Genomic DNA, 23,494 nt, shown 5'->3' with positions numbered 1-23,494 from the left:
CCCCGGTCACGTCCTCTTACAGCCTTGGGTTGTGCTGAGTGGTCGGCTTGGGGCAGCCTTGAGCGGTTTTCGCTTCAACCTGATCCTCGCGTGAAGGCCGCTCGTCGAGCTGGATTCACGCCCAGCCGGAACAAGGAGTCGAGATGCCGCGTACGCTGATCCGCAAGGACCCGAGTAACTTCAAGACCCTGCCACTGCTCGTCGACGCCAGCCCCGATGGTCTGAGATACCAGAGCCTGGGGCAGCCGCTGAATTTCCAGCAGATGCTCGAACGCCGCCGTCCGGTCGAGGTGGCGGACAGCTCGCGCTTTTCCATCGAACTGGCCAACCTTGGCGTATCGGTACGCATGACTCTGCGCCTGCATGGCCGTGACTACTGGTTGCTGGTGCGCCAGCGCCGCCCGGATCGCGGTGACACAGTCCTCAAGCTGATTTCCGGCTACGTGCCGGCGCACGAGCTGAATCTGCCACTGCTTACTGCGGTTCAGGAAGTGGCCGAGGAATGCCTGCTGGAGAGTGCCGATGGCTGGCTGGGCGGGCGTTTTGCCGATACCTGGCTGCCCACGCCCTATCAGGGTGCGCTGCGTTATCGCGAGTCGAGTCACTTTCGCCTCAGCCCGCTGTCCGGCGCTGCGCGGCCAGTGCAGTGCGGCAACCTGACCTTGCTCGAGCGCCCGCGCGCCTATGTGCATCTGCCTACGGCATCCTTGCAACTGGTCTACGACCTGAGCCTGGAGTTGCCACGCGATGCCCGTCAGTTGAGCCTGTTCCACGTCGACGAATGCCTGGAAGACGGTCGCCTGGTGGCGCGTCTGGAGCGTCGGCGGCCGGACATCTATCTGCTGGCGTTGCAGCGTGGTGTGCCCAGCGGTGGGCTCTTCACCCTGCGCAAGGGCGAGTTGCTGCCCGCCAGCGCCCGAGGGGTATGGCTGTCGGAGAGTTTTGCCGAACAGGATGGCTGGCTGGTACGTGACGAGCGGATTCGCTGGAAGGACTGGCTGCAGCGCTACGGTGTGAAGACGCCGCAGCGGCGCGCATTGGCCAGTGCTTGAGTGACGCCGGGCGTCAGTGCGCCCGGCTGTCGCGCATGCGTGTCAGCTGCCGCTCCAGCAGTGCCGGATAAGGGTCGAGCAGGCGCTCCACGCAGCTGGCCCCTTCCGGGCTGGCAATCGGGCGGATGCGGGCGCGCTGGCGGGCCAGGGCATCCTGCGCGACTCGTTGCTCGACCAGCAGCAGGTTGCGGCTGTGCTGCGACAAGGCCAGGGCGTCCAGGGCACTGTCGCTGAGCAGCAGGTCAGCCTGGCCCAGCTCTTCCAGATCACGGCCCAGGGTCAGCCCCAACTGCAGTTGCAAGGTGATGCCGCTGTCGGCGACCTCGATCTGCAGGGCATGGCCCAGAGCGCGCATCAGCTCGCCACAGCAGATCGCGTGGGTCAGGTAGTCTTCGCCGCATTCGCGCTCATGGAACAGCATCAGGCTGCTGCCGTCCTTGAGGGTATGCAGTTGCCCCTGGTAGAGCGCGGCAGCTTGTTCCAGGCAACCCCGATAGCGATCCAGCAGGTCCAGTAGTCGCGTGCGTGGTAGGCGACGAAGCTGCTCCTGAGCACCGAGTTGAATGGCCAGCACGGCGCTGGCTTGCGAGGGGCGCGGAGCCTTGGCGACCGGCGCAGGCGCTTCGGAGTCGTCACGCAGGTCGGCAAAGGGATCATCCGGTTCTATGGCGTCGGGCCAGGGCTTGAGCTGCTCGTCATCGCGATCTTCATCGCTGATGTGCGTTTCATCGAAGGCATGCTCGGACTCGATCTCCTCCCGCTCGTCGAAGTGCTCGTCGTCTTCTTCGGGGAGATAGTCCTCGCTGTCATCGAGCAGCTGTTCATCATCCAGCTCCTGCTCGGGCTCCGGTTTTTCCGGTACCAGGCGCGCCTGCAGTTGACGCGCCAGATCACCGATCTCGTCGTTGCGCCCCGCCCCTGGCGCAGGGTCGTCCGGGTCACGCAGCCACAGGCGCATTTGCAGCAGGGGTGTGGAAATGTAGCGGCCCAGGCGCATGCTCAGGGACAGGGTCAGGGCCAGCAGGATCAGGCTGAGAATGCCCATGCTCTGCAGGCTGATGGTCATCGGCTGCTGGAACTGGCTCATGTCCAGGCTGATGCGCAACTGTCCGGCCATCACCTCCTGGAACGTGATGGGGGTGGTGTACAGACCCTCGGTTTCGCCCAGAACGCTGCGCGTCGGGCGCGAGCCAGCTTCGGCGAGGATGCGGTTATCCACGCTGTAGATGGCCGCATGGGCAACCAGCGGGTTCTTCGCCAGGTTGTTCAACAGCACGTTGAGGCTGAGGATGTCGTTGGACACCAGCAGCTCGGTGGACGACGCCGCCGTCTGGGTGATCAACGCCTGACCCAGTGCATCGGCCTGCTGCTGCATGGCCTGCTTGAACTGCATGCCCATGACCCAGGCATAGATGACCATCGCCAGGGCTACCAGCAGCACGCTGTGGCTGGCAATACGCAGCACCAGAGGCACCCGCCGCTGACGCAGCGCGTGGAAGATCAGGATGAAGAAGTTATCGGGTTTGACGGGCGCAGGCCGGTTCACAGAGCACGGCTCTTGTCGACTGAAGTTGCCGCGCAGTATAGCGAGCGGTCTGGGGCGGGCAAAGCGCATGGCTGCCCGGATCGACGGGAAACTGGGTAGAATGTGCGCCTTTTCGTCGGTCGGTGGCCAATTCGCCGCTTGCCTGCCTCAATCGTTTGCCTTGGAGGGTGCGTCTTGCGCGAAATCGTCCTGATCAATATCACCGGCGAAGATCGCCCCGGACTCACCGCTGCCATCACCGGGGTGCTGGCTCAAGGCGGGGTGAATATCCTCGACATCGGTCAGGCGGTGATCCACGACACCCTGTCGTTCGGCATCCTTATCGAAATTCCTGACAACGGCCGCTCCCAGTCGGTGCTCAAGGACTTGCTGTTCACTGCCTACGAGCTCGACCAACAGGTGCGTTTCACCCCGGTTTCCGAAGACGACTACCGTCAGTGGGTTGGTGGCCAGGGCAAGGCGCGCCATATCGTGACTCTGCTGACGCGCAAGGTCAGCGCCGAGCAGTTGCAGCGCGTCAGTGCGATCACCGCCAAGTACGGCCTGAACATCGATCATATCGACCGTCTTTCCGGGCGCATGCCGCTGGACATGCCGGCCGAACAGGGCAAGGGCTGCATCGAGTTTTCCGTGCGTGGCGAGCCTGCCGATCCAGTTGCCCTGCGCGCCGAATTCCTCAGCGTGGCGCAGGAACTCAACGTCGACATCGCCTTCCAGCGCGACTCGGTGTTCCGTCGCAATCGCCGTCTGGCCGTGTTCGACATGGACTCGACGCTGATCGAGGCCGAGGTCATCGACGAGTTGGCCAAGGCTGCCGGCGTAGGTGAGCAGGTGGCCGAAATCACCGAGCGCGCCATGCGCGGCGAGCTGGATTTCCGCGCCAGCTTCAAGGAGCGCCTGGGCTTGCTGCAGGGGCTGTCGGAGGACGTGCTGGAAGAGATCGGCGCGTCCCTGCGCCTGACCGAGGGCGCCGAGGTGTTGTTCGCCGAACTCAAACGCCTGGGCTACAAGACTGCGATTCTCTCCGGCGGCTTCACTTACTTCGCCAAGCAACTGCAGGCCAAGCTAGGCATCGACTACGTGTTCGCCAACGAACTGCAGATCGAGAACGGCAAGGTCACTGGCGTGGCCGTCGAGCCCATTGTCGACGCACAGCGCAAAGCGGATCTGTTGCGTGAGCTGGCGCAGAGGGAAGGTTTGCAGCTGGAGCAGACCATCGCTGTCGGCGATGGCGCCAATGACTTGCCGATGCTCGGGCTGGCCGGTCTCGGCGTGGCTTTCCGCGCCAAGCCGCTGGTCAAACAATCGGCCAAGCAGGCGATCTCCACCCTTGGGCTGGACGGCATTCTTTATCTGCTGGGCTTCCGTGATCGTGAGGGGCAGGAATAAGCGCCGCGTTCTTTCGGAAACGAAAAAGCCGCCTGAATAGGCGGCTTTCTATTGGGCGAGGGTTTATTCGTCGCCAGCCGAGAAGTCGTAGTCCATCGACTGACTCGGGCCTTGCAGGTAGTAGCCCTGAATGAAGTTGACCCCGGCCTGCCACAGCGTGGCCAGCACGCTGGCGCTCTCGACGAAGGGCACGATAGTCAGTTTGGCTTGGGCATGCAGGCTGCTGAGCAGCGTCTTCAGCGCTTCCTGGTTGTCGGCGTTGGTCAGGTCCTGGGAGAACGAACCGTCGACTTTGACGAAGTCCACTTGCAGGTGCTTGAGCGTGTTGAACGGGTTCAGCGCACAGCCGAACTGGCTCAGGGCTGCCTTGCAGTGCAGCTCCGCCAGGCCTTGGGTCAGCGCCTTGGCCTGTTTCAGGTAGGCGATGGCGTCCGGTTCGCTGAACTGGAATACCAGCGAGTCCGACGGCAAGCGCGCCGCCTTGAGTGCCACGCTGAGCCAGGGCAGCAGTGTCTGATCCTGCAGGCTGGCGCTGGACAGGTGTACGAACAGGCGGGTGTTGTGGCCTCTGGAGCGGTGGTCCGCCAGTAGCTTGATCGAGTTGAGAATTACCCAGCGGTCGATCTTCTCACCTAGGCCGGCATCCCTGGCGGCGGCGAGGAATTCCATCGGCGGCACCTCTGCACCCTGAGGGTTGAGCAGGCGCAGCAGCACTTCGTAGTGTTCGTGGGCATCGCCACGCAGGCTGATGATCGGCTGGAACAGCAGGCGGAAGCTGTTGTTCTCCAGCGCCTGCTGCACCATCGCCAGCAGGTTGCCGCGGTTGGCCGCTGCTGCGAGCTCATCGGCCGGGTTGAACACTTTGATGGCATTGCCGTCGCTGAGCTCGTCGGCGCAGCGGTGCGCGCGGTCGATGACTTCCTGCGCCTTGGCGGTTTTCTCGCTGAGGCCAGCAACGCCGACCGACAGCGTGGTCTGGGCGGTGCGGCCGCTGACGTCGAACAGGTGGCCTTCGACCTTTTTCAGCAGGGTCGCCAGGCTGGCTTCGCATTGCTCGGGCGTCTGCCCTGGAAGCAGGGCGGCGAATACGTCGTCACCAAAGCGGGCCAGCTGGGTTTCTGCTGGGAAATGCGCACGCAGCAGGCCAGCCAGATCGGTCAGCAGCAGGTCGATGCCGGCCAGGCCGATCTCGCCCTGCATACTGGCGTAGCGGTCGACACGGATGTACGCCAGGGTCGAGGGCTGGCCGCTGTTGACGGCGCGCTCGGCGGCGTTGTCCATCAGCTCGAGGAAGTGGTTGCGGTTGAACAGGCCGGTGACCAGGTCCTGGCTGCTGATCTCACGCAGTTTCTCTTCCAGTTCGGCATTGGACGTTTCCGCGCGGATCACCACCTGAATGCACGGCTCGCCGTCATAGGTGGCGGGGGAAAAGGTCATTTGCGCGGCGAAGCTGCTGCCATCGGCGCGCACGCCCTGGCAGTTGAGCTCGGCGTGGCCTTCAGCGCTCTGGTAGTTCTTCAGGAAGTCCTTGAAGGCCCCGTGATCGGCACTGGCGATCAGGTCGATCATCGGCATGCCTTCGAGCTCATCACCGTCCTCGTAGCTGAACAGCTCGAGATAGGCACGGTTGGCATAGATGTGCATGCCGTCGTGGACGTAGGTGATGGCGTCGACCGAGCTTTCCAGTAGCAGCTGGCAGCGTTTCTCGGCTTCGCGTAATGCCACTTCGGCGGCACGACGGGCGCGGCGCTCTTCGAGATTGGCCAGCTCGCGCTTGGCGACCAGCACCAGGCGTTCATCCTCGCCTTGCGGCAGGGCGTCTTGTGCGCCGAACAGCAGGGCTTCGGTAATGATCTCGGAGTCATTCTCCTCGACCAACTGGATGACGGGGATGTCCTTGGCCTGACGGCGGATGGCACTGATCGCCTCACCGGGGTCGAGATGCTCGCTGCTTGCTGCGCAGATCAGCAGGTCCCAGGTCTGTTGCAGCGTCTCTGCGAGGTCATCGCTGGATGTCAGGCGATGCACGCGAGTGGCATGCCCGGCATTGCGGAACAGACTGACTAGGCGCTCTGCTTCGTTCTGCGAGTCTTCGAGAATCAGCAGGCGGATGGTTTTTTTTTCGATGGCCATAGAGGGGTCATTACCGCGCCGAACGGACGCGAAAAGGCGACAAATGGTGGATTCGCCGGAGCCTACAGCGACTTCCAGAGCGAGTCAAAATCTTCCTCCCCAGCAGGCTTCTGGCTTTGCGAGGCTGTGACAGGTGTCCCGGGCGCACCTTCTTCTTCGCCGACGCGGCGATATTCGAACTGGCTGAAACTACCGGTGCTGACCTGTCTGCGGGTGAGCAGCGCGCGGTGTTCTTCACCGTGGTCGTTGATCAGTACCTTGCTGCCTTCCTGGAACGGCAAGCGCGGTGTGATCAGGCTGGCGGGACGAGAAATGGCACTGATTTCTGGTAGCAGAAGGGCGCGCAGGTATTGGCTGTTCTGCTCGGCTTTGCGCAGTAGTTGCAGGCCGCAGGGGCGAGCATGTGGCGCGATCAGCTCGATACCCATCTGCGTGCCGCCGCCACGGACCTGGCGAATCCAGCGCACGATTGCCACGCTCCAGCCCTGGCTGGGATTGTCTTGTACGCCTAACAGTTCGCCGGCCTGCAGTTGGCTGGGGACGTCCTTTGGCCAGGAAAGGCAATAGCCACCGGGGCTGTGATTGACGATGGGCAGAGGAAAGGTCGGGTAACTTTCGCCATTGCTCTCGGGTTGAGCCTGCTCGCCGGGGGTTACCTTGGTGTACTGAATCTCTTCGAAGTGGATTTCGTCAGCCGCACTGCGTTGGGCATCGAAGGCGTTCGACCAGACATCAGGCTCGCCAGTGGAAGGCTTGAATACCGCAGCACCGAGATCGGCAGGGCGCTTGAGTACTTCGGCGAACGAGCTGCGTCCGGCGAGGAAGAAGTGCAGCGCGGTCATGCCGATGCACAGGGTCAGGCTGCCGTGGCCCGCAGTGCGCTGGAAGGTGCGTTCGGCGATGTCGCCCCAGGCCGCCGCGACGTGTTGCAGCAGGTCGAGGCTGATGCCCTCCGGAATCATCAGGCGCGATTTGCTGCGCTCTTCTTCCGGCAGATCGAGGTATTCCTTGATGGCGTCGACCAGCGGCTGTGTATCGATGCCCAGCAGGTTGTGCAGTTCGCTGCTCTGGTACAGCGACTTGTAGCGTGGTGGGCCGTCGATCTGCGGCGCCAGCACGAACAGGCTGTCCGGATGATCGCCCGGCTGCAGCTTGACCAGCGTGCTCCAGGGCTCCAGCGCTTCTGCCAGGCGTGCAATGCCGTTCTGGCGCATCTGGTTGGTACGCGCGCAGCCCAGCAGCAGTGCGGTCACGTAGGTCTGCTCGGTGCTCTGGCCCTGAGTATGGCGTGCCAACGGGTCACGGATGACCTGACGCTGCAGGCGCTGCTCGCAGGCGATCTGATAGAGCTGGTGCAGCTCCAGCCAGAGCCCTTCGGGCACCGGGCAGTAAAGCTGACTGGCACGAATCAAGGGGCTGCACAGGCTGTGGCTGGCACGCTGCAGGGAGACAGCGAGCAGTTGGTCGCGATCCTTGCCGCTGCGGGTGATCACGCGGGAAATGATCAGCTTGTAGCCAACGGCCAGGTGGTTCTGTAGCGCCTGGCACAGGTTGGCCACCTTGCGCGGGCGTTCGTCGAGCACGATGGCCTGGTTGAGAAAGTGGCGCTCCAGGTGTTGGCAGACGAAGCTGACTTCCGGGCGCAGCAACTCCAGCAACTGCAGGCGGTTTTCCGAGGGAGTGAGGAATTGATTGAGTTCCACCAGGCTCTGATACAGCTGGCGTGCAGTTTCACCGATGTTCGCCTTGGGCAGGCCAGCGATCCAACGTTTGAGATCGCGGGGGCTGCCGTCGCAGAAGCTGAGGCTCTGCTTGCTCGGCGTGGGAACGCGCAATAGCTGAAGGTGGGTACTCTGTTTATCCATCAAACTCGGAGGCTCCGGCCACGCACTAGCAAGCGGCTCTAGTAATAGTCTTTCGAACTCTAGCAGTATCTGCCTGCGCTGGCAGCCCGTCTGTGTGGACGGTCTACCTCGCCAGAGTACGGATCTATGACCGAACGGTCGAGATGCGGGTGCTTTTTCTCAGCGGCTCAGTCCTGAGTTGTGCCCATCAGTTGGCCCATGCGCACTGCGCTTCCAGCGTCCAGCTCTTGCGCCCATTGCACCTGATTCGGGCCGAACAGGACGATGGCGGTGGAGCCCAGCTTGAAACGGCCCATTTCGGCGCCTTTGACCAGCTCGATTGGCCCGCGTGCTTGTGTGTCATAGCGTGTGCTCTTGAGCTCGCGCTTGGGTGGGGTGACCAGGCCAGCCCATACCGTCTCGACGCTGGCGACGATCATCGCGCCCACCAGCACCACCGCCATCGGACCGCGCTCGGTATCGAACAGGCAGACGACGCGCTCGTTACGGGCAAACAGCTCCGGCACATTTTCCGCAGTGGTCTGGTTGACCGAGAACAGGCGGCCCGGCACGTAAACCATTTCTTTCAACGTGCCGCCCAGCGGCATATGGACGCGGTGGTAATCCTTCGGCGAGAGGTAGACGGTGGCGAACTGGCCGCCCATGAAGGGCGCTGCGCGTTCGGCGTCGCCGCCAAGCAGTTCGACAGCGCTGAAGCTGTGGCCCTTGGCCTGGAAGATGCGGCCGTGCTCGATGGCGCCGAGTTGGCTGATCGCGCCGTCGGCCGGGCTGAGAATGGCACCGGGAGTTTCATCCAGCGGGCGCGCGCCGTCTTTCAGGGCGCGGGTGAAGAACGCGTTGAAGTGTTCGTAAGTGCGCAGGTCTTCGACTTGCGCTTCGCTCATGTTGACCTGGTACTGCTTGGCGAACCACGAGATCAGCGGATTCTTCAGCCAGCCGATGCGGCATTCGGCAGCGCAGCCGATCAGGCGCGACAGCAGGTGATGAGGCAGCAGGTACTGGCTGAGGATAAAAAGACGTTGTTTCATCGTGTTTCCTTGAAGGTTCTGAACCGGCACTGGCGTGGCCAGGTCGGGGATATCTGATCGTCGGCGCGTTCAGCGTTCGATGGGGGTGTCGGGCAGATTACCCCACTCGGACCAGGAGCCTGCGTAGGCCTTCACGCGTGGGTAGCCGAGCGCCTTGGCCACCACATAGCTGAAGCCGGAGCGGCGGTGCGTCTGGCAGTGAGTGATCACTTCCTTGTCGGGCGTGATGCCCAGGCTTTGCAGGACATCGGCGATGTCCGTACGGATGCGCATGCCGCGTTGCGGGTCCATGCCGGCGGTCCACTCGAAATGGGTGGCGCCGGGGATATGCCCGCCACGCGCTGAACTCAGTTTTTCGCCGCGGTATTCGTCTGCGCCACGCACGTCCCAGATGGCCAGGTCGGCAGCATCCAAGCGCGACTGCAGATAATCGCGAGTAGCGGTGGGGGCATCGCTCAGCGTCAGTGATACCTCGGTGCGGGTCACGGCAGGCTCCTCCTGGCTCAGCTCGAGGCCATCGCCAACCCAGGCCTGCAAACCGCCGTTGAGGAAGTGGTAGCGCGAATGGCCGATCACGTCGAGCAGCCAGATGAAACGACCGGCCCAGGGGCCGCCCTCATCGTCGTAGACCACATAAGTGGCATCGGCATGGTGGCCAATCTCGGCGAACAGCGCTTCGAGTTGGGCTTGCTCGGGTAGCAGGCCGGGAGCGGGCGGTACACCTAGTTGCGTGCGCTTGGCATCGACCCAGCGTGCGCCGGGGATATGGCCGGCTGCATAGCGCGCAGCACTGCTCAGGTCGAGCAGGATCAGATCGGGGGCGTCCAGGCGCTCAGCCAGTTCAGCCGGCTCGATCACCAGTGGCAAGTTGTCGAAGGCGGACATGACGGCCTCCTTGAATGAAAAGAGGTCGATTGTAGCGGAAACAGAGCGCTTCAGCGCCCGCGCCTGGAAAAGCTGCCCAGTGCGCGTTCGATGCACTGCACGGTCTTGCCGAATGCCTGTAGGCAGACGTCGTTGAGTGGTTGGCCGCCCTGGTCCGCTATAACCAGCATCACCACGCGGCCATTGTTGGCCACAGAGCGCAGCAGCAGGTGTTCGCTAGGGAAAAGTGCCTTGAGGTTGCCGGGCAGCAAGGCAGAAAACTGCGCGATGTTGCTCGGTGTAAGGCGCAGTTGCCCGGGCGCGCTGAGCAGGCGCTTCAACACCTGGCTCTGTGCCGGATCGAGGCTGAGGCTCGCTGCGCTTGCGTCGAGGCCGGCATGTTGCTGGCTCTGCAGGCGAGTGTGATTACGATCGGCAAGTAGCAGCAGCATGCGTTTCAGGCCGCAGGCCTGCAAGGCGTCACGGGCACAGGCCGTCAGCTGTGGCACGTTGGCAAAGGTGCTGGGGGCGGAGAGCAGGCGTGCGCAGTGCTGGCGCCAGGCTGCGAGGTCATCGCGCTTGGGTGGCGCTGCTGCGCTCACGGCTGGTTTGAGGCGATGAGCGTCCCAGGGCCAGATCAGTGCCTGAGCCGGGTGCCACAGTTCGTGATCGTGGATCAAGCGTGCGCTGCTCACGGCATGCTGGTGCACTTCCTGCTGCAGTTCGTTGAGGGGAATCTGCAGGTACAGGCCGGTTAGTCTTTGCCAGCGCAGGCAGTGCGCGGTATCCCAGGCCTGGTGCGCTGATACCGCCAGACCGTTGGCCAACAGCACGCAATTACTCGGGTGAGTGAGCCAGTGGCGCAGGGGGACGTCAGCGTCGAGCATCTGCTGTTGAAGCAGGGGATGCTCGTTGTCGCGGGCGATATGCAGCGCCTTGACCAACTGACGCCGATCTCGCTCCAGCAAGCGGTAGCCGCGAACGATCCACTCGGGTAGGCGCCAGCGCTCGGCCAGTTTGTCGCACAGCTGGATCAAGGTGACCCCGAGCAATTCCTTCTCGACGACGGCAGGGCGCTCGCCTTTGAGCAGTACGCGCTGTTCCCACGCTTCGAAGAGTTGAGGGTGGGCGCATAGCAGCGGCCAGATGGGGGAGAGAAACAGCAGGCTGCAGCCGTGCAGTTCGTTCCACAGACGTGCCAGGCGTGCGCCGAACAGGCCGCGTGCCTGTTGGCTTGCATGCTGACTAATCAGCAATATCTGCTTGAATGGCAGAGGGATGTCACTTTCTGACAGGGCAGGTGCCTGGTTGAGAAGGGCTTCGCAGCGGCTCAGTCCCAGGCGTGAAAGTGCCGTTTCGACACTCTCGGCGGGATCGCTGAGGCTGTTGCCCGACTGGTTGGCTTCGCGCAGTACTTGCAGGGCAAAGGATGGGCTGGCTTCTATCGCCTCGGCAATTTCGCGCCAGGTGCGGCGGCTGTCGGCGAGGATGCGACGCAGGCGCAAATGCTGCTGCTGCTCGATTGGCAGTGGCAATTTGCCCAGTTGTTGTAACCAGGCATCCAGCGTGCGTGGCAGGGACTTTGACGTCGACATATTGGCTCGAGTCGAAACTGGCTTTTGACCATAACTGGCTATAGTCTGGCGTATAAGTTCCGATAATTAGAAGGGTTGTTTTCAATAACCCATCCACTAGGCTCTTCAAGCGTTTATTTCATGGTAAGAATCATAGGCATCATTGTTGTCTTTGGCTGTGTGCTCGGTGGGTTCATACTCTCGGGCGGCAAGTTTATGGCCTTGGTCCATCCCTTCGAGGTTCTGATTATTGGCGGCGCGGCGCTGGGGGCATTCCTACAGGCCAACCCCGGCAGCATGTTCATGACGGTGTTCAAGAAGTCGTTGAGCATGTTTGGCAGTCGCTTCACTCACGCCTATTACCTCGAAGTGCTCAAGCTGCTGTACGAGATACTCAACAAGAGCCGCCGCGAGGGCATGATGGCCATCGAGGCCGACGTCGAAGATCCCAATGCCAGTCCGATTTTCAGCAAGTATCCCGGTGTGCTCAAGGATGCGCGGATGACGGCATTCATCTGCGATTACCTGCGCATCATGTCTTCCGGCAACATGGCTCCACACGAACTGGAAGGCCTGTTCGACATGGAGCTGGCCAGCCTCAAAGAGGAAGTAGAGCACCCGGCGCACGCCGTGGCCAAGGTCGCCGATGGCATGCCAGCCATGGGTATCGTTGCTGCGGTGCTGGGCATCGTGATCACCATGTCGATCCTGGCCGAGGCGGACAACGCGCAGATCGGTGAGAAGGTGGGGACGGCTCTGGTCGGTACCTTCCTCGGCATTCTCGCTTCGTACGGTTTCTTCGGCCCGTTGTCGAACGCGCTGGAACATGACGCCAAGGAAGAGCTGAACCTGTACGAAGCGATCAAGGCGACCCTGGTCGCTTCCGCCTCGGGCATGCCGCCGACCCTGGCCGTAGAGTTCGGGCGCAAGGTGTTGTACCCGGCGCATCGCCCGAGCTTCAGCGAGCTCGAACAGGCCATGCGCGGCAGCTAAGCCATGGAAAATAACCAACCCATCATCGTCAAGCGGGTCAAGAAGACCGCTGGCGGACACCATGGCGGTGCCTGGAAGATCGCGTTTGCCGACTTCGCAACCGCCATGATGGCGTTCTTCCTGGTCATGTGGCTGATGACATCGGCCACTCCGGAACAGAAGAAAGCCATTTCCGGCTATTTCCAAGACCCGATCGGTTTCACCGAGAGTGCCAGTCCATACGCCATCGATCTGGGGGGGACGCCCACGCCAGCGCCCGAGCGCACCCTCAACCCGGACATCTCCGAGACGCCGGAGAGTCAGCCGGATGAGACCGGAGTCAGTACCGATCAGATCGAAACCCTGGCCGAAAAGATGGAGCAGGAGCGTCTGGAGCTGCTATTGCAGGAGTTGCAGAACAAGGTCGAGGAGAATCCCGAGCTGCAGCGCTTCAAGGACCAGATACTGTTCGAAATCACCCAGGATGGCCTGCGCATCCAGATCATGGACGCCGAGAACCGACCGATGTTCGCCCTCGGCAGTGCCAACCTTCAGCCCTATTTCGAAGACATCCTGCTGGCCATGGCCGACACCATTCGCGCGGTGCCGAACAAGATCAGCGTCAGCGGCCATACCGATGCCAAACCGTTCATTGGCCGTGGTGATTTCGGTAACTGGGAATTGTCATCCAACCGCGCCAATGCCGCGAGGCGCACGCTGGTGGCCGGCGGGTATCCGGACGAGCAGGTAGCGCGTGTCGTCGGGTACGCTTCGTCGGCGTTGTTCGATCGTGAGGATCCGTTCAATCCGGTCAATCGGCGCATCGATATCGTTGTGCTGACCAAGAAGGCGCAGCGCGCTATCGAGGGCGAACAGGGCGCAGGCACAGAGGCACCTGCGCAAGAGGTGGCTCCCGCCGGCAGCCCGCCAGTGCCGCCTGCCGACGCGCTACCAGCCGATCAACTGCGTGAGCGGTTGAATATCTTCGAAAATGGCAACAGCCCGCTCGACCAACTGAACAATCAGTAATCGTCTTCCGGCAAGCTGGCGATGATGTGTCGATAGCTGGCCATGCGCTGTGGCTGTAAGCGGCCGTCTTCCAGCGCCTGCAGCAGTGCGCAGCCAGGCTCGCGATCATGCTTGCAGTCACGAAAACGGCAGCGCCCGAGCAGGTCGTGGAATTCGATGAAGCCCGCTTCCACGTCGTCCCGACTGACATGGCCAAGGCCGAACTCGCGAATGCCGGGGGAGTCGATCAGTTGGCCGCCACCGGGAAAGTGGAAAAGTCGAGCGGTGGTGGTGGTGTGCGTGCCCTTGCCGGTCAGCTCCGACAACGCGCCGACACGCGTATCGACGCCGGGCAACAGGCTGTTGACCAGCGATGACTTGCCCACGCCAGATTGGCCCACGAATACGCTGACGTTGCCGTTCAAACGCTGTTTCAGCTGCTCCATGCCGTCGCCCTGATGGGCCGAAACCTCCAGTAGCGGATACTCAAGCTCACGATAGACCTTGAGCAGAGCGTCCAGCGCGACCTGGTTCTGTTCGTCGATCAGGTCGGCCTTGTTCAGCAGCAGCAACGGACGAATACCCGCGTGCTCGGCGGCCACCAGATAACGGTCGATCAGGTTGGCGTGCGGCTCGGGCAGCGGTGCGAAAACGATGACGATCTGGTCGACGTTGGCCGCCACCGGTTTGAGTTGGCCGCGCATGTCGGGGCGGCACAGCTCACTGTTTCGCGGCAATTGCGCGACGATGACGCCATCACCCTGATTGCCCGGACGCCAGACCACCTGGTCGCCAGTGACCAGCGCCGGCAGGTTGGCGCGCAGGTGGCAGCGAAACACCTGGCCGGCCATCTCACCCTGCAAGCCCTCGATTTCCACCTGCACGCCGAAGTGAGCTATTACCAGGCCGGTCTGTTCCGGGCCGAGGTCACCGCCTTCCAGTGCTTCCACTGCCTTCGATTCACGCTTGGCTGCGCGGGCCGCGCGCTCACCTTGAATCTTTTCGATCCGCCAGTTCTGGCGGCGGTTGAGTTGGCGTTTGGCCATGGAGCTTCCGGGTAGTGGAGTGTTGATCGCGGCGAGTTTAGCATGAGCGCTCGGCGGCCATTCGGCTGTCAGGAATAGAGGTCGGGAATGACGATAGGCGAGGAAAGAACGGTGCTGCGGCTACCGTTGTTGCGCGCTCTTTTAGCGCAGGGCCTGGCCCTGGCGTTGGTGGTGGTGCTGGTCTATCTGCTGGCGTTACTGCCTTGGCGCATGTCGTTGTTTTCAGTGGCGCTGCTACAAGGTGTCGTGGCCGCCGGGATCGGCTGGCGCTTGGGGCTGTCACGCTGGTGGTTGTGGATCAATCTGGCGTTTCTACCCGCACTGCTGGTGATGCAGCGCGCTGAATTACCGGCCTGGCTTTTCTTGCTGGGATTCGTGCTGTTGCTGCTGGTCAACTGGAACAGTTTGCGTGAACAGGTGCCGCTCTACCTGAGTGGGCGCAAGGCGCAGCAACGGCTGCAGCAGTTCATGAGCGAGCGTGAGCCGCCGCTGCGCTTCGTCGACCTGGGGTGTGGTACGGCAGGTACGGTACTGCAACTGGCCAGGCAGTTTCCACGCGGACAGTTCGTGGGTGTCGAGACGGCGCCCCTGCTCTTCGCTTTCGCCTGGCTGCGCTGTTTGCTGCAGGAGAACTGCAGCATTCGTTATCGGAGCTTGTGGCAGGTCGAGCTTGGCGAGTTCGATGTCGTCTACTGCTTCCTCTCGCCTGTGCCGATGCCGCGCCTGTGGGCCAAGGCGCAAGCCGAGATGCGTACTGGCAGCTGGCTGATCAGCAATACCTTCGAGATTCCGGGTGTGCCAGCTGATCGCGAGCTCGACGTCAGCGAAGGGCGGCAAACCTCTCTGTTTCTCTGGCAGATGAAGGGCGCTGAGATCCGCTAGACTTGGCGCCTGAGCCAAGGAGCCTAATCATGCAAAACCCCAACAACCTGATCTGGATCGACCTGGAAATGACCGGGCTGGAGCCAGAGCGTGATGTGATCATCGAGATGGCCACTATCGTCACCGATAGCGAGCTGAACGTGCTGGCTGAGGGACCGGTGATCGCCGTTCACCAGAGCGACGAGGCTCTGGCCGGCATGGACGAATGGAACACCCGCACCCATGGCCAGAGTGGCCTGACCCAGCGCGTGCGTGAGAGCAAGATCGACAGCGCCGCTGCCGAGGCGCAGACCATCGCCTTTCTCGAACAGTGGGTGCCGAAGGGTAAGTCGCCAATCTGCGGCAACAGCATTGGCCAGGATCGCCGCTTTCTCTACAAGTACATGCCGGCGCTGGAAGCCTACTTCCATTACCGCTACCTGGACGTATCGACGCTGAAGATCCTGGCCGGCATGTGGGCGCCAGAGGTCAAGGACAGCTTCCAGAAAACCGCCACTCACCAGGCACTGGACGACATTCGCGAATCCATCGCCGAGCTGCGTCACTACCGCAAGCATTTCCTCAAGGTGTAAATGAGCCCGCTCGTAGGGTGCGCCGCGCGCACCGAGCGGTTGTCGCGGTGCTGGCGTTCACTCGTGTAGCGCGGATGAAATCCGGGAAAATTCATCCGGGCTACAGCGCGTTGTGCCGCTCCAGCGCCCATTCCACGTGTTCGCGCACAAGTTCCGACGGGTGTTCGCGACGGGCATTGAGCGCCTGCAGCACTGGGATGGTCGAGGGTGCATTGCCAAGACCGACTGCCAGGTTACGTAGCCAGCGCTCGTAGCCGGCGCGGCGTAGCGGTGAACCTTCGGTACGACTGAGAAATTCTTCTTCCGTCCACAGGAACAGCTCGGCCAGGCCGCTGTTGTCCAGGCCGTGGCGCGGCTGGAAGTCGCCCTGCTCGGTGGGGCGAGCGAAGCGATTCCAGGGGCAAACGATCTGGCAGTCGTCGCAGCCGAACACCCGGTTGCCGATCGGCGCACGCAACTCTGTCGGGATCGAGCCTTTCAGTTCGATGGTCAGGTAGGAGATGCAGCGTCGGGCGTCCAGCATGTAGGGGCCGGCGAAGGCCGCTGTGGGGCAGATATCCATGCACGCGCTGCAGCGTCCGCAATGCTCGCTGCCATGCGGTGTGTCCACCGGCAGTGGCAGGTCGACGAACAGTTCGCCGAGAAAGAAGTAGCTGCCGGCCTTGCGATTGAGCACCAGGGTGTTCTTGCCTATCCAGCCGAGGCCGGCCTTTTCGGCGATGGCCTTTTCCAGCACTGGGGCGCTGTCGACGAAGGCGCGGTAGCCGAACGGGCCTATCTGCTGCTGGATGCGTTCGGCCAGTTGTTGCAGGCGCTTGCGGATCAGCTTGTGGTAGTCGCGGCCCAGGGCGTAGCGCGACACGTAGGCCTGCTCCGGTTCCTGCAGGCGCTGGGCCATCTGCGTATCGCCGGGCAGATAGTCCATGCGCAGGGACACCACGCGCAGGGTGCCGGGCACCAGCTCATCCGGGTGCGAGCGTTTGCTGCCGTGGGCGGCCATGTAGTCCATCTCGCCCTGGTAGCCAGCATCGAGCCAGCGTTGCAGGTGCGCCTCGTGCTCGCCCAGCTCGACATCGGTGATGCCGACTTGCTGAAAGCCCAGCTCACGTCCCCAATCCTTGATGGACAGGGCCAGAGCATTGAGGTCGAGGGTTTGATCGGACATGGGCGGGCGCAGGCGATGGACGTGGGTATAATTCTGCCAGACATCCGCTGCGAGCGAGCCATGCATCTACCCGCCTCTTTACCGTTGAGCCTGCACAGCGCCGAACAGGTGCGTGCGCTGGATGCGCAACTGATCGCCGCCGGCACCCCCGGCTTCGAATTGATGCAACGCGCGGCACATGCGGCCTGGCGCGCCTTGCGCAGGCGCTGGCCGGATGCCGACGAAATCACCGTACTGGCTGGGCGCGGCAATAATGCGGGTGATGGCTACCTGATTGCCGCTCTGGCTCGGCGTGCTGGGTGGCGTGTGCGAGTGCTGGCGGTGGGGGATGCTGCGGCTCTGAATGGTGATGCTGCTCAGGCTTGTGCCGAGGCCAGGCGTGCAGGCGTGGATATCCTGCCCTGGAGCGAATGCGCGCCACTGGCTGGCATCCTGGTCGATGCGTTGCTTGGCACGGGCCTGGCTGGGGCGGTGCGTGAGCCTTATGGCCAGGCGATACGCATGCTCAACCAGAGTGGCTTGCCGGTGCTGGCGGTGGATATTCCTTCTGGCTTGAATGCTGACAGCGGCGCGTGTCTCGGTGTGGCAGTGTGCGCCGATCTGACCGTGACCTTCATCGCCCTCAAGCTCGGCCTGCTGACGGGAGTTGGTCCGGAGCTATGCGGCGAGCTGAAGTTCGATAATCTGCAGGGCGACGCTCAACTTTCGGCCCAGGCGCCCAGCGTGGCGCAGCGCCTCGATCCCGCCAATCTTCCACGTTTGAGCGCGCGTTCGCCTGTGGCGCACAAGGGGCAGTTCGGTCATCTGCTGGTGGTCGGGGGTGATCTGGGCATGGGCGGCGCCGCGCTGCTCTGTGCTGACAGCGCATTGCGCGCCGGTGCCGGCCTGGTATCACTGGCGACGCGCCCCGAGCATGTTGCAGCGTCTCTGGTGCGACGGCCTGAGGTCATGTGCGCTGCAATCGCTTCCGCCAATCAGTTATTGGCACTGAGCGAGCGCGCCGATGTCTGTGTGGTAGGGCCTGGTCTGGGGCAGGGCGCCTGGTCGCGCAGTTTGCTGTCTGCTGTCTGTGGTCTCGATGTGCCCCAGGTCTGGGATGCCGATGCGCTGAATCTTCTGGCCGTCGGCCAGGTCACTGCGCCTGGTCAGGGTGTGCTCACGCCGCACCCGGGCGAGGCGGCGCGCTTGCTGGGCTCCGATACCGCAAGCGTGCAGGCGGATCGGCCGGCTGCGGCGCGAGCGTTAGCGCAACGTTTCGGGCTGGTAGTGGTGCTCAAGGGCGCAGGCAGCTTGATCGCTGAGCCAGGCGGGCGCCTGGCGTTGTGTGATCGTGGCCATCCGGCAATGGCGGGTGCGGGATTGGGAGATGTGCTGGCGGGATTGATTGGCGCACTGCTGGCGCAAGGCATGGCCGCGTATGATGCGGCCTGCCTGGCGGTGTGGCTGCATGCGCGTGCCGGTGAGGTGCTGGCTGCGCAGGGTCGTGGGCTGGCTGCTGGTGATCTGCCTTGCACCATTCGTCAGTTATTGGAGGAGTTGTGTCCTTGTGTGAAGTGAAACTCGAAGCAGCTGACGAAGCTGCGATGCTGACTTTGGGTGCGCGGATTGCCGAGATCAGCGGTGGCCTGGGCATCATCTATCTGCATGGTGATCTGGGCGCCGGCAAAACCACCCTGTCACGTGGCATTTTGCGCGGCCTGGGCCATGCTGGTGCGGTCAAAAGCCCGACCTTTACCCTGGTCGAACCCTACGAAATTGGCGACGTGCGCGCCTTTCATTTCGATCTTTACCGTCTGGTCGATCCTGAAGAGCTGGAGTTTCTCGGCATCCGTGATTACTTCGAGGGGGATGCCCTGTGCCTGATCGAATGGCCGCAGCGTGGCGCAGGCGTTTTGCCAAAGCCCGACCTGGACATTACCATTGACACCCAAGCGAGCGGCCGTTCGCTGTTGCTGCAGGGGCATGGGGCTCGAGGGGAGGCCTGGTGCAAGGCCCTGAGCAGCAAGCAATGAATAAGAATCGATGGGGTTGGTTATGCGCATAGGCGCGCTGGTTACCGCTGTGGGAGTGTTGTTGGCGGCCCTGGCTGCCGAGGCCCTGGCTGCCTCCGATATACGGAGCGTGCGTCTCTGGCGTGCCCCGGACAATACCCGCCTGGTCTTCGATCTGTCTGGGCCGGTACAGCACAGTGTGTTCACCTTGGCCGCACCTGATCGCATCGTCATCGATGTCACGGGTGCCAAGCTGGCCACCAATCTCGAGCAGCTTTCGCTGGCCAACACCCCGATCACCGGTGTGCGCTCGGCCCAGCGTAGCGCTGACGACCTGCGCGTGGTCATCGATTTGTCGGCACCGGTGTCGCCGAAGAGTTTTACTCTGGCGCCTAATCAGCAATATGGTCATCGCCTGGTCGTCGATTTGTTCGACCAGGGCAGTGCGCCACCCGCCACGCAAACGCCCAGTATTGCTACTAGTGAACCTCCTGTGCCGGTCACGCCGACCCAGCCGCCACCCAAGTTGACCCCCGTGCCCAATGGCAAGCGCGATATCGTCGTCGCCATCGATGCCGGCCATGGTGGCGAGGACCCGGGTGCACTGTCGCCGGTCAAGGGACAGTACGAAAAGAACGTGACGCTGGCCATTTCCAAAGAGTTGCAGCGGCAGATCAATGCCGAAAAGGGTTTCCGAGCCGAACTGGTCCGCACGGGGGATTATTTCATCCCGTTGCGTAAGCGCACCGAGATCGCGCGCAAGAAAGGCGCTGACCTGTTCGTCTCCATTCATGCCGACGCGGCGCCGCGTTCCTCGGCGTTCGGCGCTTCGGTCTATGCCTTGTCCGAACGGGGTGCTACGTCCGAGACCGCGCGCTGGCTGGCCGACGCCGAGAACCAGTCCGACCTGATCGGTGGCGCCGGCAACGTCAGCCTCGATGACAAGGACAAGATGCTTGCTGGTGTGTTGCTGGACCTGTCGATGACCGCGTCACTGTCCTCCAGCCTCAATGTCGGGCAGAAGGTGCTGTCGAACATGGGCGGCATCACCCCGCTGCACAAGCGCCGTGTCGAACAGGCGGGTTTCATGGTGCTGAAATCACCGGATATTCCCTCAATCCTGGTGGAAACTGGCTTCATCTCCAATCCCAACGAGGCGAGAAAGCTGCACACCGCCAGCCATCAGCAGGCGCTGGCGCGTTCGATCACGTCCGGGGTCAAGCAGTTCTTCCACGAAAACCCACCACCCGGCACCTACGTCGCCTGGTTGCGCGACGAGGGCAAGATCGCCGCTGGCCCGCGTGAGCACGTGGTAGCGCGTGGCGAGAGCCTGGCGTTGATCGCCCAGCGTTACCAGATCAGCCTGGCGTCCCTGCGTAGTGCCAACAAGCTCAATGGTGACGTGATCAAGGTCGGCCAGACATTGCAGATACCCGCCACAGCGCTGGCAGCCCAGTAGTGAGTGTCATGTCCCGTATTCATTTGCTCAGCCCGCGCCTGGCCAACCAGATCGCTGCGGGCGAGGTGGTCGAACGCCCGGCGTCGGTCGCCAAGGAATTGCTGGAAAACAGCCTGGATTCCGGTGCGCGGCGTATCGATGTCGAAGTCGAACAAGGTGGCGTCAAGCTGCTCAAGGTGCGTGACGACGGTGGTGGTATTGCTCCGGACGACCTGCCGCTGGCGTTGGCGCGCCATGCCACCAGCAAGATTCGTGAGCTGGAAGACCTGGAAGCCGTGCTCAGCATGGGCTTTCGTGGCGAGGCGTTGGCCTCGATCAGTTCGGTGTCGCGCCTGACCCTGACTTCGCGCACCGCCGATGCCGAGCAGGCCTGGCAGGTGGAAACCGAAGGCCGTGACATGGAGCCGCGGGTGCAGCCTGCCGCGCATCCAGTCGGCACCTCGGTGGAAGTGCGTGACCTGTTCTTCAATACCCCGGCGCGGCGCAAGTTCCTGCGTGCCGAGAAGACCGAGTTCGACCATCTGCAGGAAGTGATCAAGCGTCTGGCGCTGGCCCGCTTCGATGTCGGTTTCCACCTGCGTCACAACGGCAAGACCGTGTTTGCTCTGCACGAGGCGGGCGACGAGATCAGTCGTGCGCGCCGCGTCGCTTCAGTCTGTGGGCCGGCATTTCTCGAACAGGCGTTGCCGATCGAGATCGAGCGCAGTGGTCTGCGTTTGTGGGGGTGGGTTGGGTTGCCGACCTTCTCCCGTAGTCAGGCGGACCTGCAGTATTTCTACGTCAATGGACGCATGGTGCGCGACAAGCTGGTGGCCCATGCGGTGCGCCAGGCCTATCGCGACGTACTGTTCAATGGTCGCCACCCGACCTTCGTGCTGTTCCTGGAAATCGATCCGTCGACGGTGGACGTCAACGTTCACCCGACCAAGCATGAAGTGCGTTTCCGCGATAGTCGCATGGTTCATGACTTCCTTTACGGCACATTGCATCGTGCCCTGGCCGATGTGCGCCCGGAGGATCAGGTGGCGGCCCCGGCGGCCATATCGCCCGTGGTGCGCCCGACCGGCCTGGCCGCCGGGGAGTTCGGCCCGCAAGGCGAGATGGGCCTGGCCGCCAGCATTCTTGAAACCTCGCCGGCCACTGCACAGCCGGCCTGGCGCGGCAGTGGTGCTGGTTACCAGCAGCCTGCCGGTAACCCCGGCGTATCCGCTGGTGAAGCCCAGGCTGCATATCGCGAGTATTTTTCGCCACTGCCGAGTGCCCAGGTTCAGCCCATGCCGCAGGAGCAGGGCGACATTCCACCACTCGGTTACGCCGTGGCGCAGCTCAAAGGCGTTTACATCCTTGCCGAAAACGCTCAGGGCCTGGTGGTGGTGGATATGCACGCCGCCCACGAGCGCATCACCTACGAACGCCTGAAACATGCCATGGCCAGCGAAGGTTTGCGTGGCCAGCCGTTGCTGGTGCCTGAGTCAATCGCTCTCAGTCAGCGCGAGGCCGATTGTGCCGAGGAGCATGGCGAATGGTTCCAGCGTCTGGGCTTCGAGCTGCAGCGTCTGGGTGAGGAAACCGTGGCGATTCGCCAGATTCCGGCCCTGCTCAAGCAGGCCGAGGCCACCCAGTTGGTGCGTGATGTGCTGGCCGATCTACTGGAATACGGCACCAGCGACCGCATCCAGGCGCATCTCAACGAGCTTTTGGCGACCATGGCTTGTCATGGCGCGGTGCGCGCCAACCGGCGCCTGACCCTTCCCGAGATGAATGGCTTGCTGCGTGATATGGAGCAGACCGAGCGTAGCGGCCAGTGCAACCACGGGCGTCCGACCTGGACGCAACTCAGCATGGATCAGCTCGACAAGCTGTTCATGCGCGGTCAGTAATTGAATGAAGCCCTGAGTCAGGGGCGCCCGTCTTCGTGTTTCGAGTCATATCGATGTCTTCGCTTCCTCCTGCAATCTTCCTGATGGGGCCGACCGCTGCCGGCAAGACCGACCTGGCCCTGGAACTCGCTCGTGTGTTGCCGTGCGACCTGATCAGCGTCGACTCGGCGCTGGTCTATCGCGGCATGGACATCGGCACGGCCAAGCCGGAGCGCGACGTTCTGGACGCGTTCCCCCATGCATTGATCGACATTCGTGACCCGGCCGAGAGCTATTCGGCGGCGGAATTTCGCACCGATGCGCTGGCAGCGATGGCTGAGAGTGCGGCGCGCGGGCGTATCCCGCTGTTGGTCGGCGGCACCATGCTCTACTACAAGGCCTTGCTGGAAGGGCTGGCTGATATGCCCAGTGCTGACCCGGCGATCCGCGCCGAGCTGGAGGCGCGTGCGGCGGCCGAAGGTTGGGAGGCGCTGCATCGGGAGCTGGCAGTGGTCGATCCGGAGTCCGCTGCGCGTATCCATCCCAATGATCCGCAGCGTCTGACTCGGGCGCTCGAGGTCTATCGCCTGAGCGGCATGAGCATGACCGAACATCGCCAGCGCCAGGCTGCAGGAAATCCCGATGCGGGCACATCAGGCGCCGGGCAATTACCCTATACTGTTGCTCAGCTTGCTATCGCACCAGCGCAGCGTCAGGTTTTGCATGACCGCATCGCTCAACGATTTCGGGTGATGTTGGAACAGGGTTTCGTGGAAGAGGTCCAAGCCCTGCGTAGACGAAGTGACTTGCACGCGGGATTGCCGTCTATACGGGCGGTGGGTTATCGCCAGGTATGGGAATACCTCGATGGCGAGCTGTCCCGGGACGAAATGGTCGAGCGGGGCATCATCGCCACTCGGCAATTGGCCAAGCGTCAGTTCACCTGGTTACGCGGTTGGGAGAACGTGCATTGGCTCGATAGCCTGGCCTGCGACAATCTGTCTCGCGTCTTGAAATACCTGGGAAGCGTCTCCATATTGAAATGAGACCTTGCCGCTGGTCGTCTATCCTTGGGGGTGGGACGGCCTG

Annotated in this window: 19 protein-coding genes; 11 read left to right on the top strand and 8 right to left on the bottom strand. The window is 62.7% G+C overall.

Going from position 1 to position 23,494, the window contains the following annotated elements:
* Positions 1-143 precede the first annotated feature (143 nt).
* Positions 144-1,052 (top strand): metal ABC transporter ATPase, encoded by a 909-nt coding sequence (locus tag RTH74_RS05435; protein ID WP_316914002.1) that lies wholly within the window; start codon positions 144-146, stop codon positions 1,050-1,052.
* Positions 1,053-1,065: 13 nt separating this feature from the next.
* Here the strand turns inward: RTH74_RS05435 and RTH74_RS05430 are convergent, their stop codons facing one another.
* Positions 1,066-2,598 carry an AhpA/YtjB family protein gene (locus RTH74_RS05430; RefSeq protein ID WP_316914001.1) on the bottom strand — a complete coding sequence of 511 codons (1,533 nt, stop codon included), beginning with the start codon at positions 2,596-2,598 and terminating at the stop codon, positions 1,066-1,068.
* A 174-nt stretch (positions 2,599-2,772) separates the two neighbouring features.
* On the opposite strand from RTH74_RS05430, the gene serB reads away from it, so the two are divergent.
* Positions 2,773-3,987 (top strand): phosphoserine phosphatase SerB, encoded by a 1,215-nt coding sequence (gene serB, locus RTH74_RS05425; RefSeq protein ID WP_316914000.1) that lies wholly within the window; start codon positions 2,773-2,775, stop codon positions 3,985-3,987.
* A gap of 63 nt (positions 3,988-4,050) precedes the next feature.
* Here the strand turns inward: serB and RTH74_RS05420 are convergent, their stop codons facing one another.
* The 5 genes from RTH74_RS05420 to RTH74_RS05400 form a co-directional block, all read right to left on the bottom strand.
* Complete coding sequence (locus RTH74_RS05420) at positions 4,051-6,120, bottom strand: EAL domain-containing protein (protein ID WP_316913999.1); 2,070 nt, start codon at positions 6,118-6,120, stop codon at positions 4,051-4,053.
* 62 nt (positions 6,121-6,182) lie between these two features.
* The gene (locus RTH74_RS05415) at positions 6,183-7,985 is read right to left on the bottom strand and encodes a molecular chaperone (protein WP_316913998.1); all 1,803 of its coding nucleotides are present in this window, start codon (positions 7,983-7,985) and stop codon (positions 6,183-6,185) included.
* 167 nt (positions 7,986-8,152) lie between these two features.
* Positions 8,153-9,013, bottom strand: coding sequence for an archaetidylserine decarboxylase (gene asd / locus RTH74_RS05410; protein ID WP_316913997.1), 861 nt, complete (start codon positions 9,011-9,013; stop codon positions 8,153-8,155).
* A 69-nt stretch (positions 9,014-9,082) separates the two neighbouring features.
* Positions 9,083-9,898: a rhodanese-like domain-containing protein gene (locus tag RTH74_RS05405; protein WP_316913996.1), complete on the bottom strand. Its 816-nt coding sequence runs from the start codon at positions 9,896-9,898 to the stop codon at positions 9,083-9,085.
* Between the two features lie 50 nt (positions 9,899-9,948).
* The gene (locus RTH74_RS05400) at positions 9,949-11,472 is read right to left on the bottom strand and encodes an HDOD domain-containing protein (RefSeq protein ID WP_316913995.1); all 1,524 of its coding nucleotides are present in this window, start codon (positions 11,470-11,472) and stop codon (positions 9,949-9,951) included.
* 120 nt (positions 11,473-11,592) lie between these two features.
* Between RTH74_RS05400 and motA the strand changes: the two genes are divergently transcribed.
* Positions 11,593-12,444, top strand: coding sequence for a flagellar motor stator protein MotA (gene motA / locus RTH74_RS05395; protein WP_099522721.1), 852 nt, complete (start codon positions 11,593-11,595; stop codon positions 12,442-12,444).
* A 3-nt stretch (positions 12,445-12,447) separates the two neighbouring features.
* Positions 12,448-13,452: a flagellar motor protein MotB gene (gene motB / locus RTH74_RS05390; RefSeq protein ID WP_316913994.1), complete on the top strand. Its 1,005-nt coding sequence runs from the start codon at positions 12,448-12,450 to the stop codon at positions 13,450-13,452.
* Here motB and rsgA read toward each other — a convergent pair.
* The gene (rsgA, locus tag RTH74_RS05385; protein WP_316913993.1) at positions 13,446-14,477 is read right to left on the bottom strand and encodes a small ribosomal subunit biogenesis GTPase RsgA; all 1,032 of its coding nucleotides are present in this window, start codon (positions 14,475-14,477) and stop codon (positions 13,446-13,448) included. The genes motB and rsgA overlap by 7 nt on opposite strands.
* Before the next feature lie 87 nt (positions 14,478-14,564).
* Here rsgA and RTH74_RS05380 point away from each other — a divergent pair, with 87 nt between their 5' ends.
* Both RTH74_RS05380 and orn read left to right on the top strand, forming a co-directional pair.
* Positions 14,565-15,359, top strand: a complete 795-nt coding sequence (locus tag RTH74_RS05380; protein WP_316913992.1) for a class I SAM-dependent methyltransferase — start codon at positions 14,565-14,567, stop codon at positions 15,357-15,359.
* Between the two features lie 29 nt (positions 15,360-15,388).
* Positions 15,389-15,931, top strand: a complete 543-nt coding sequence (gene orn / locus RTH74_RS05375) for an oligoribonuclease (protein ID WP_099522717.1) — start codon at positions 15,389-15,391, stop codon at positions 15,929-15,931.
* 100 nt (positions 15,932-16,031) lie between these two features.
* On the opposite strand, the gene queG is transcribed toward orn, so the two are convergent.
* Positions 16,032-17,096, bottom strand: coding sequence for a tRNA epoxyqueuosine(34) reductase QueG (queG, locus tag RTH74_RS05370; RefSeq protein WP_316913991.1), 1,065 nt, complete (start codon positions 17,094-17,096; stop codon positions 16,032-16,034).
* Positions 17,097-17,156: 60 nt separating this feature from the next.
* Between queG and RTH74_RS05365 the strand changes: the two genes are divergently transcribed.
* From RTH74_RS05365 to miaA, 5 genes are read left to right on the top strand one after another with little or no spacing between them, the layout of a single operon-like run.
* Positions 17,157-18,653 carry an NAD(P)H-hydrate dehydratase gene (locus tag RTH74_RS05365; RefSeq protein ID WP_316913990.1) on the top strand — a complete coding sequence of 499 codons (1,497 nt, stop codon included), beginning with the start codon at positions 17,157-17,159 and terminating at the stop codon, positions 18,651-18,653.
* Positions 18,641-19,108, top strand: a complete 468-nt coding sequence (tsaE, locus tag RTH74_RS05360) for a tRNA (adenosine(37)-N6)-threonylcarbamoyltransferase complex ATPase subunit type 1 TsaE (protein ID WP_179545909.1) — start codon at positions 18,641-18,643, stop codon at positions 19,106-19,108. Before RTH74_RS05365 ends, tsaE begins: the two co-directional genes overlap by 13 nt.
* A 10-nt stretch (positions 19,109-19,118) precedes the next feature.
* Positions 19,119-20,546 carry an N-acetylmuramoyl-L-alanine amidase gene (locus RTH74_RS05355; RefSeq protein ID WP_218238942.1) on the top strand — a complete coding sequence of 476 codons (1,428 nt, stop codon included), beginning with the start codon at positions 19,119-19,121 and terminating at the stop codon, positions 20,544-20,546.
* A complete protein-coding gene (gene mutL, locus RTH74_RS05350) occupies positions 20,546-22,426 on the top strand; it encodes a DNA mismatch repair endonuclease MutL (protein WP_316913989.1) in 1,881 nt (626 codons plus the stop codon). The genes RTH74_RS05355 and mutL overlap by 1 nt, the downstream gene beginning before the upstream one ends.
* A gap of 53 nt (positions 22,427-22,479) precedes the next feature.
* Positions 22,480-23,451, top strand: a complete 972-nt coding sequence (gene miaA / locus RTH74_RS05345) for a tRNA (adenosine(37)-N6)-dimethylallyltransferase MiaA (RefSeq protein WP_316913988.1) — start codon at positions 22,480-22,482, stop codon at positions 23,449-23,451.
* Positions 23,452-23,494: the final 43 nt, after the last annotated feature.

This window comes from Pseudomonas sp. zfem001 (assembly GCF_032621725.1).
In the GTDB taxonomy this organism is placed as follows: Bacteria; Pseudomonadota; Gammaproteobacteria; order Pseudomonadales; family Pseudomonadaceae; genus Aquipseudomonas; species Aquipseudomonas sediminis.
The sequence above is the reverse complement of the archived record's forward strand: the minus strand, read 5'-3'. Positions and strand labels throughout refer to the sequence as shown.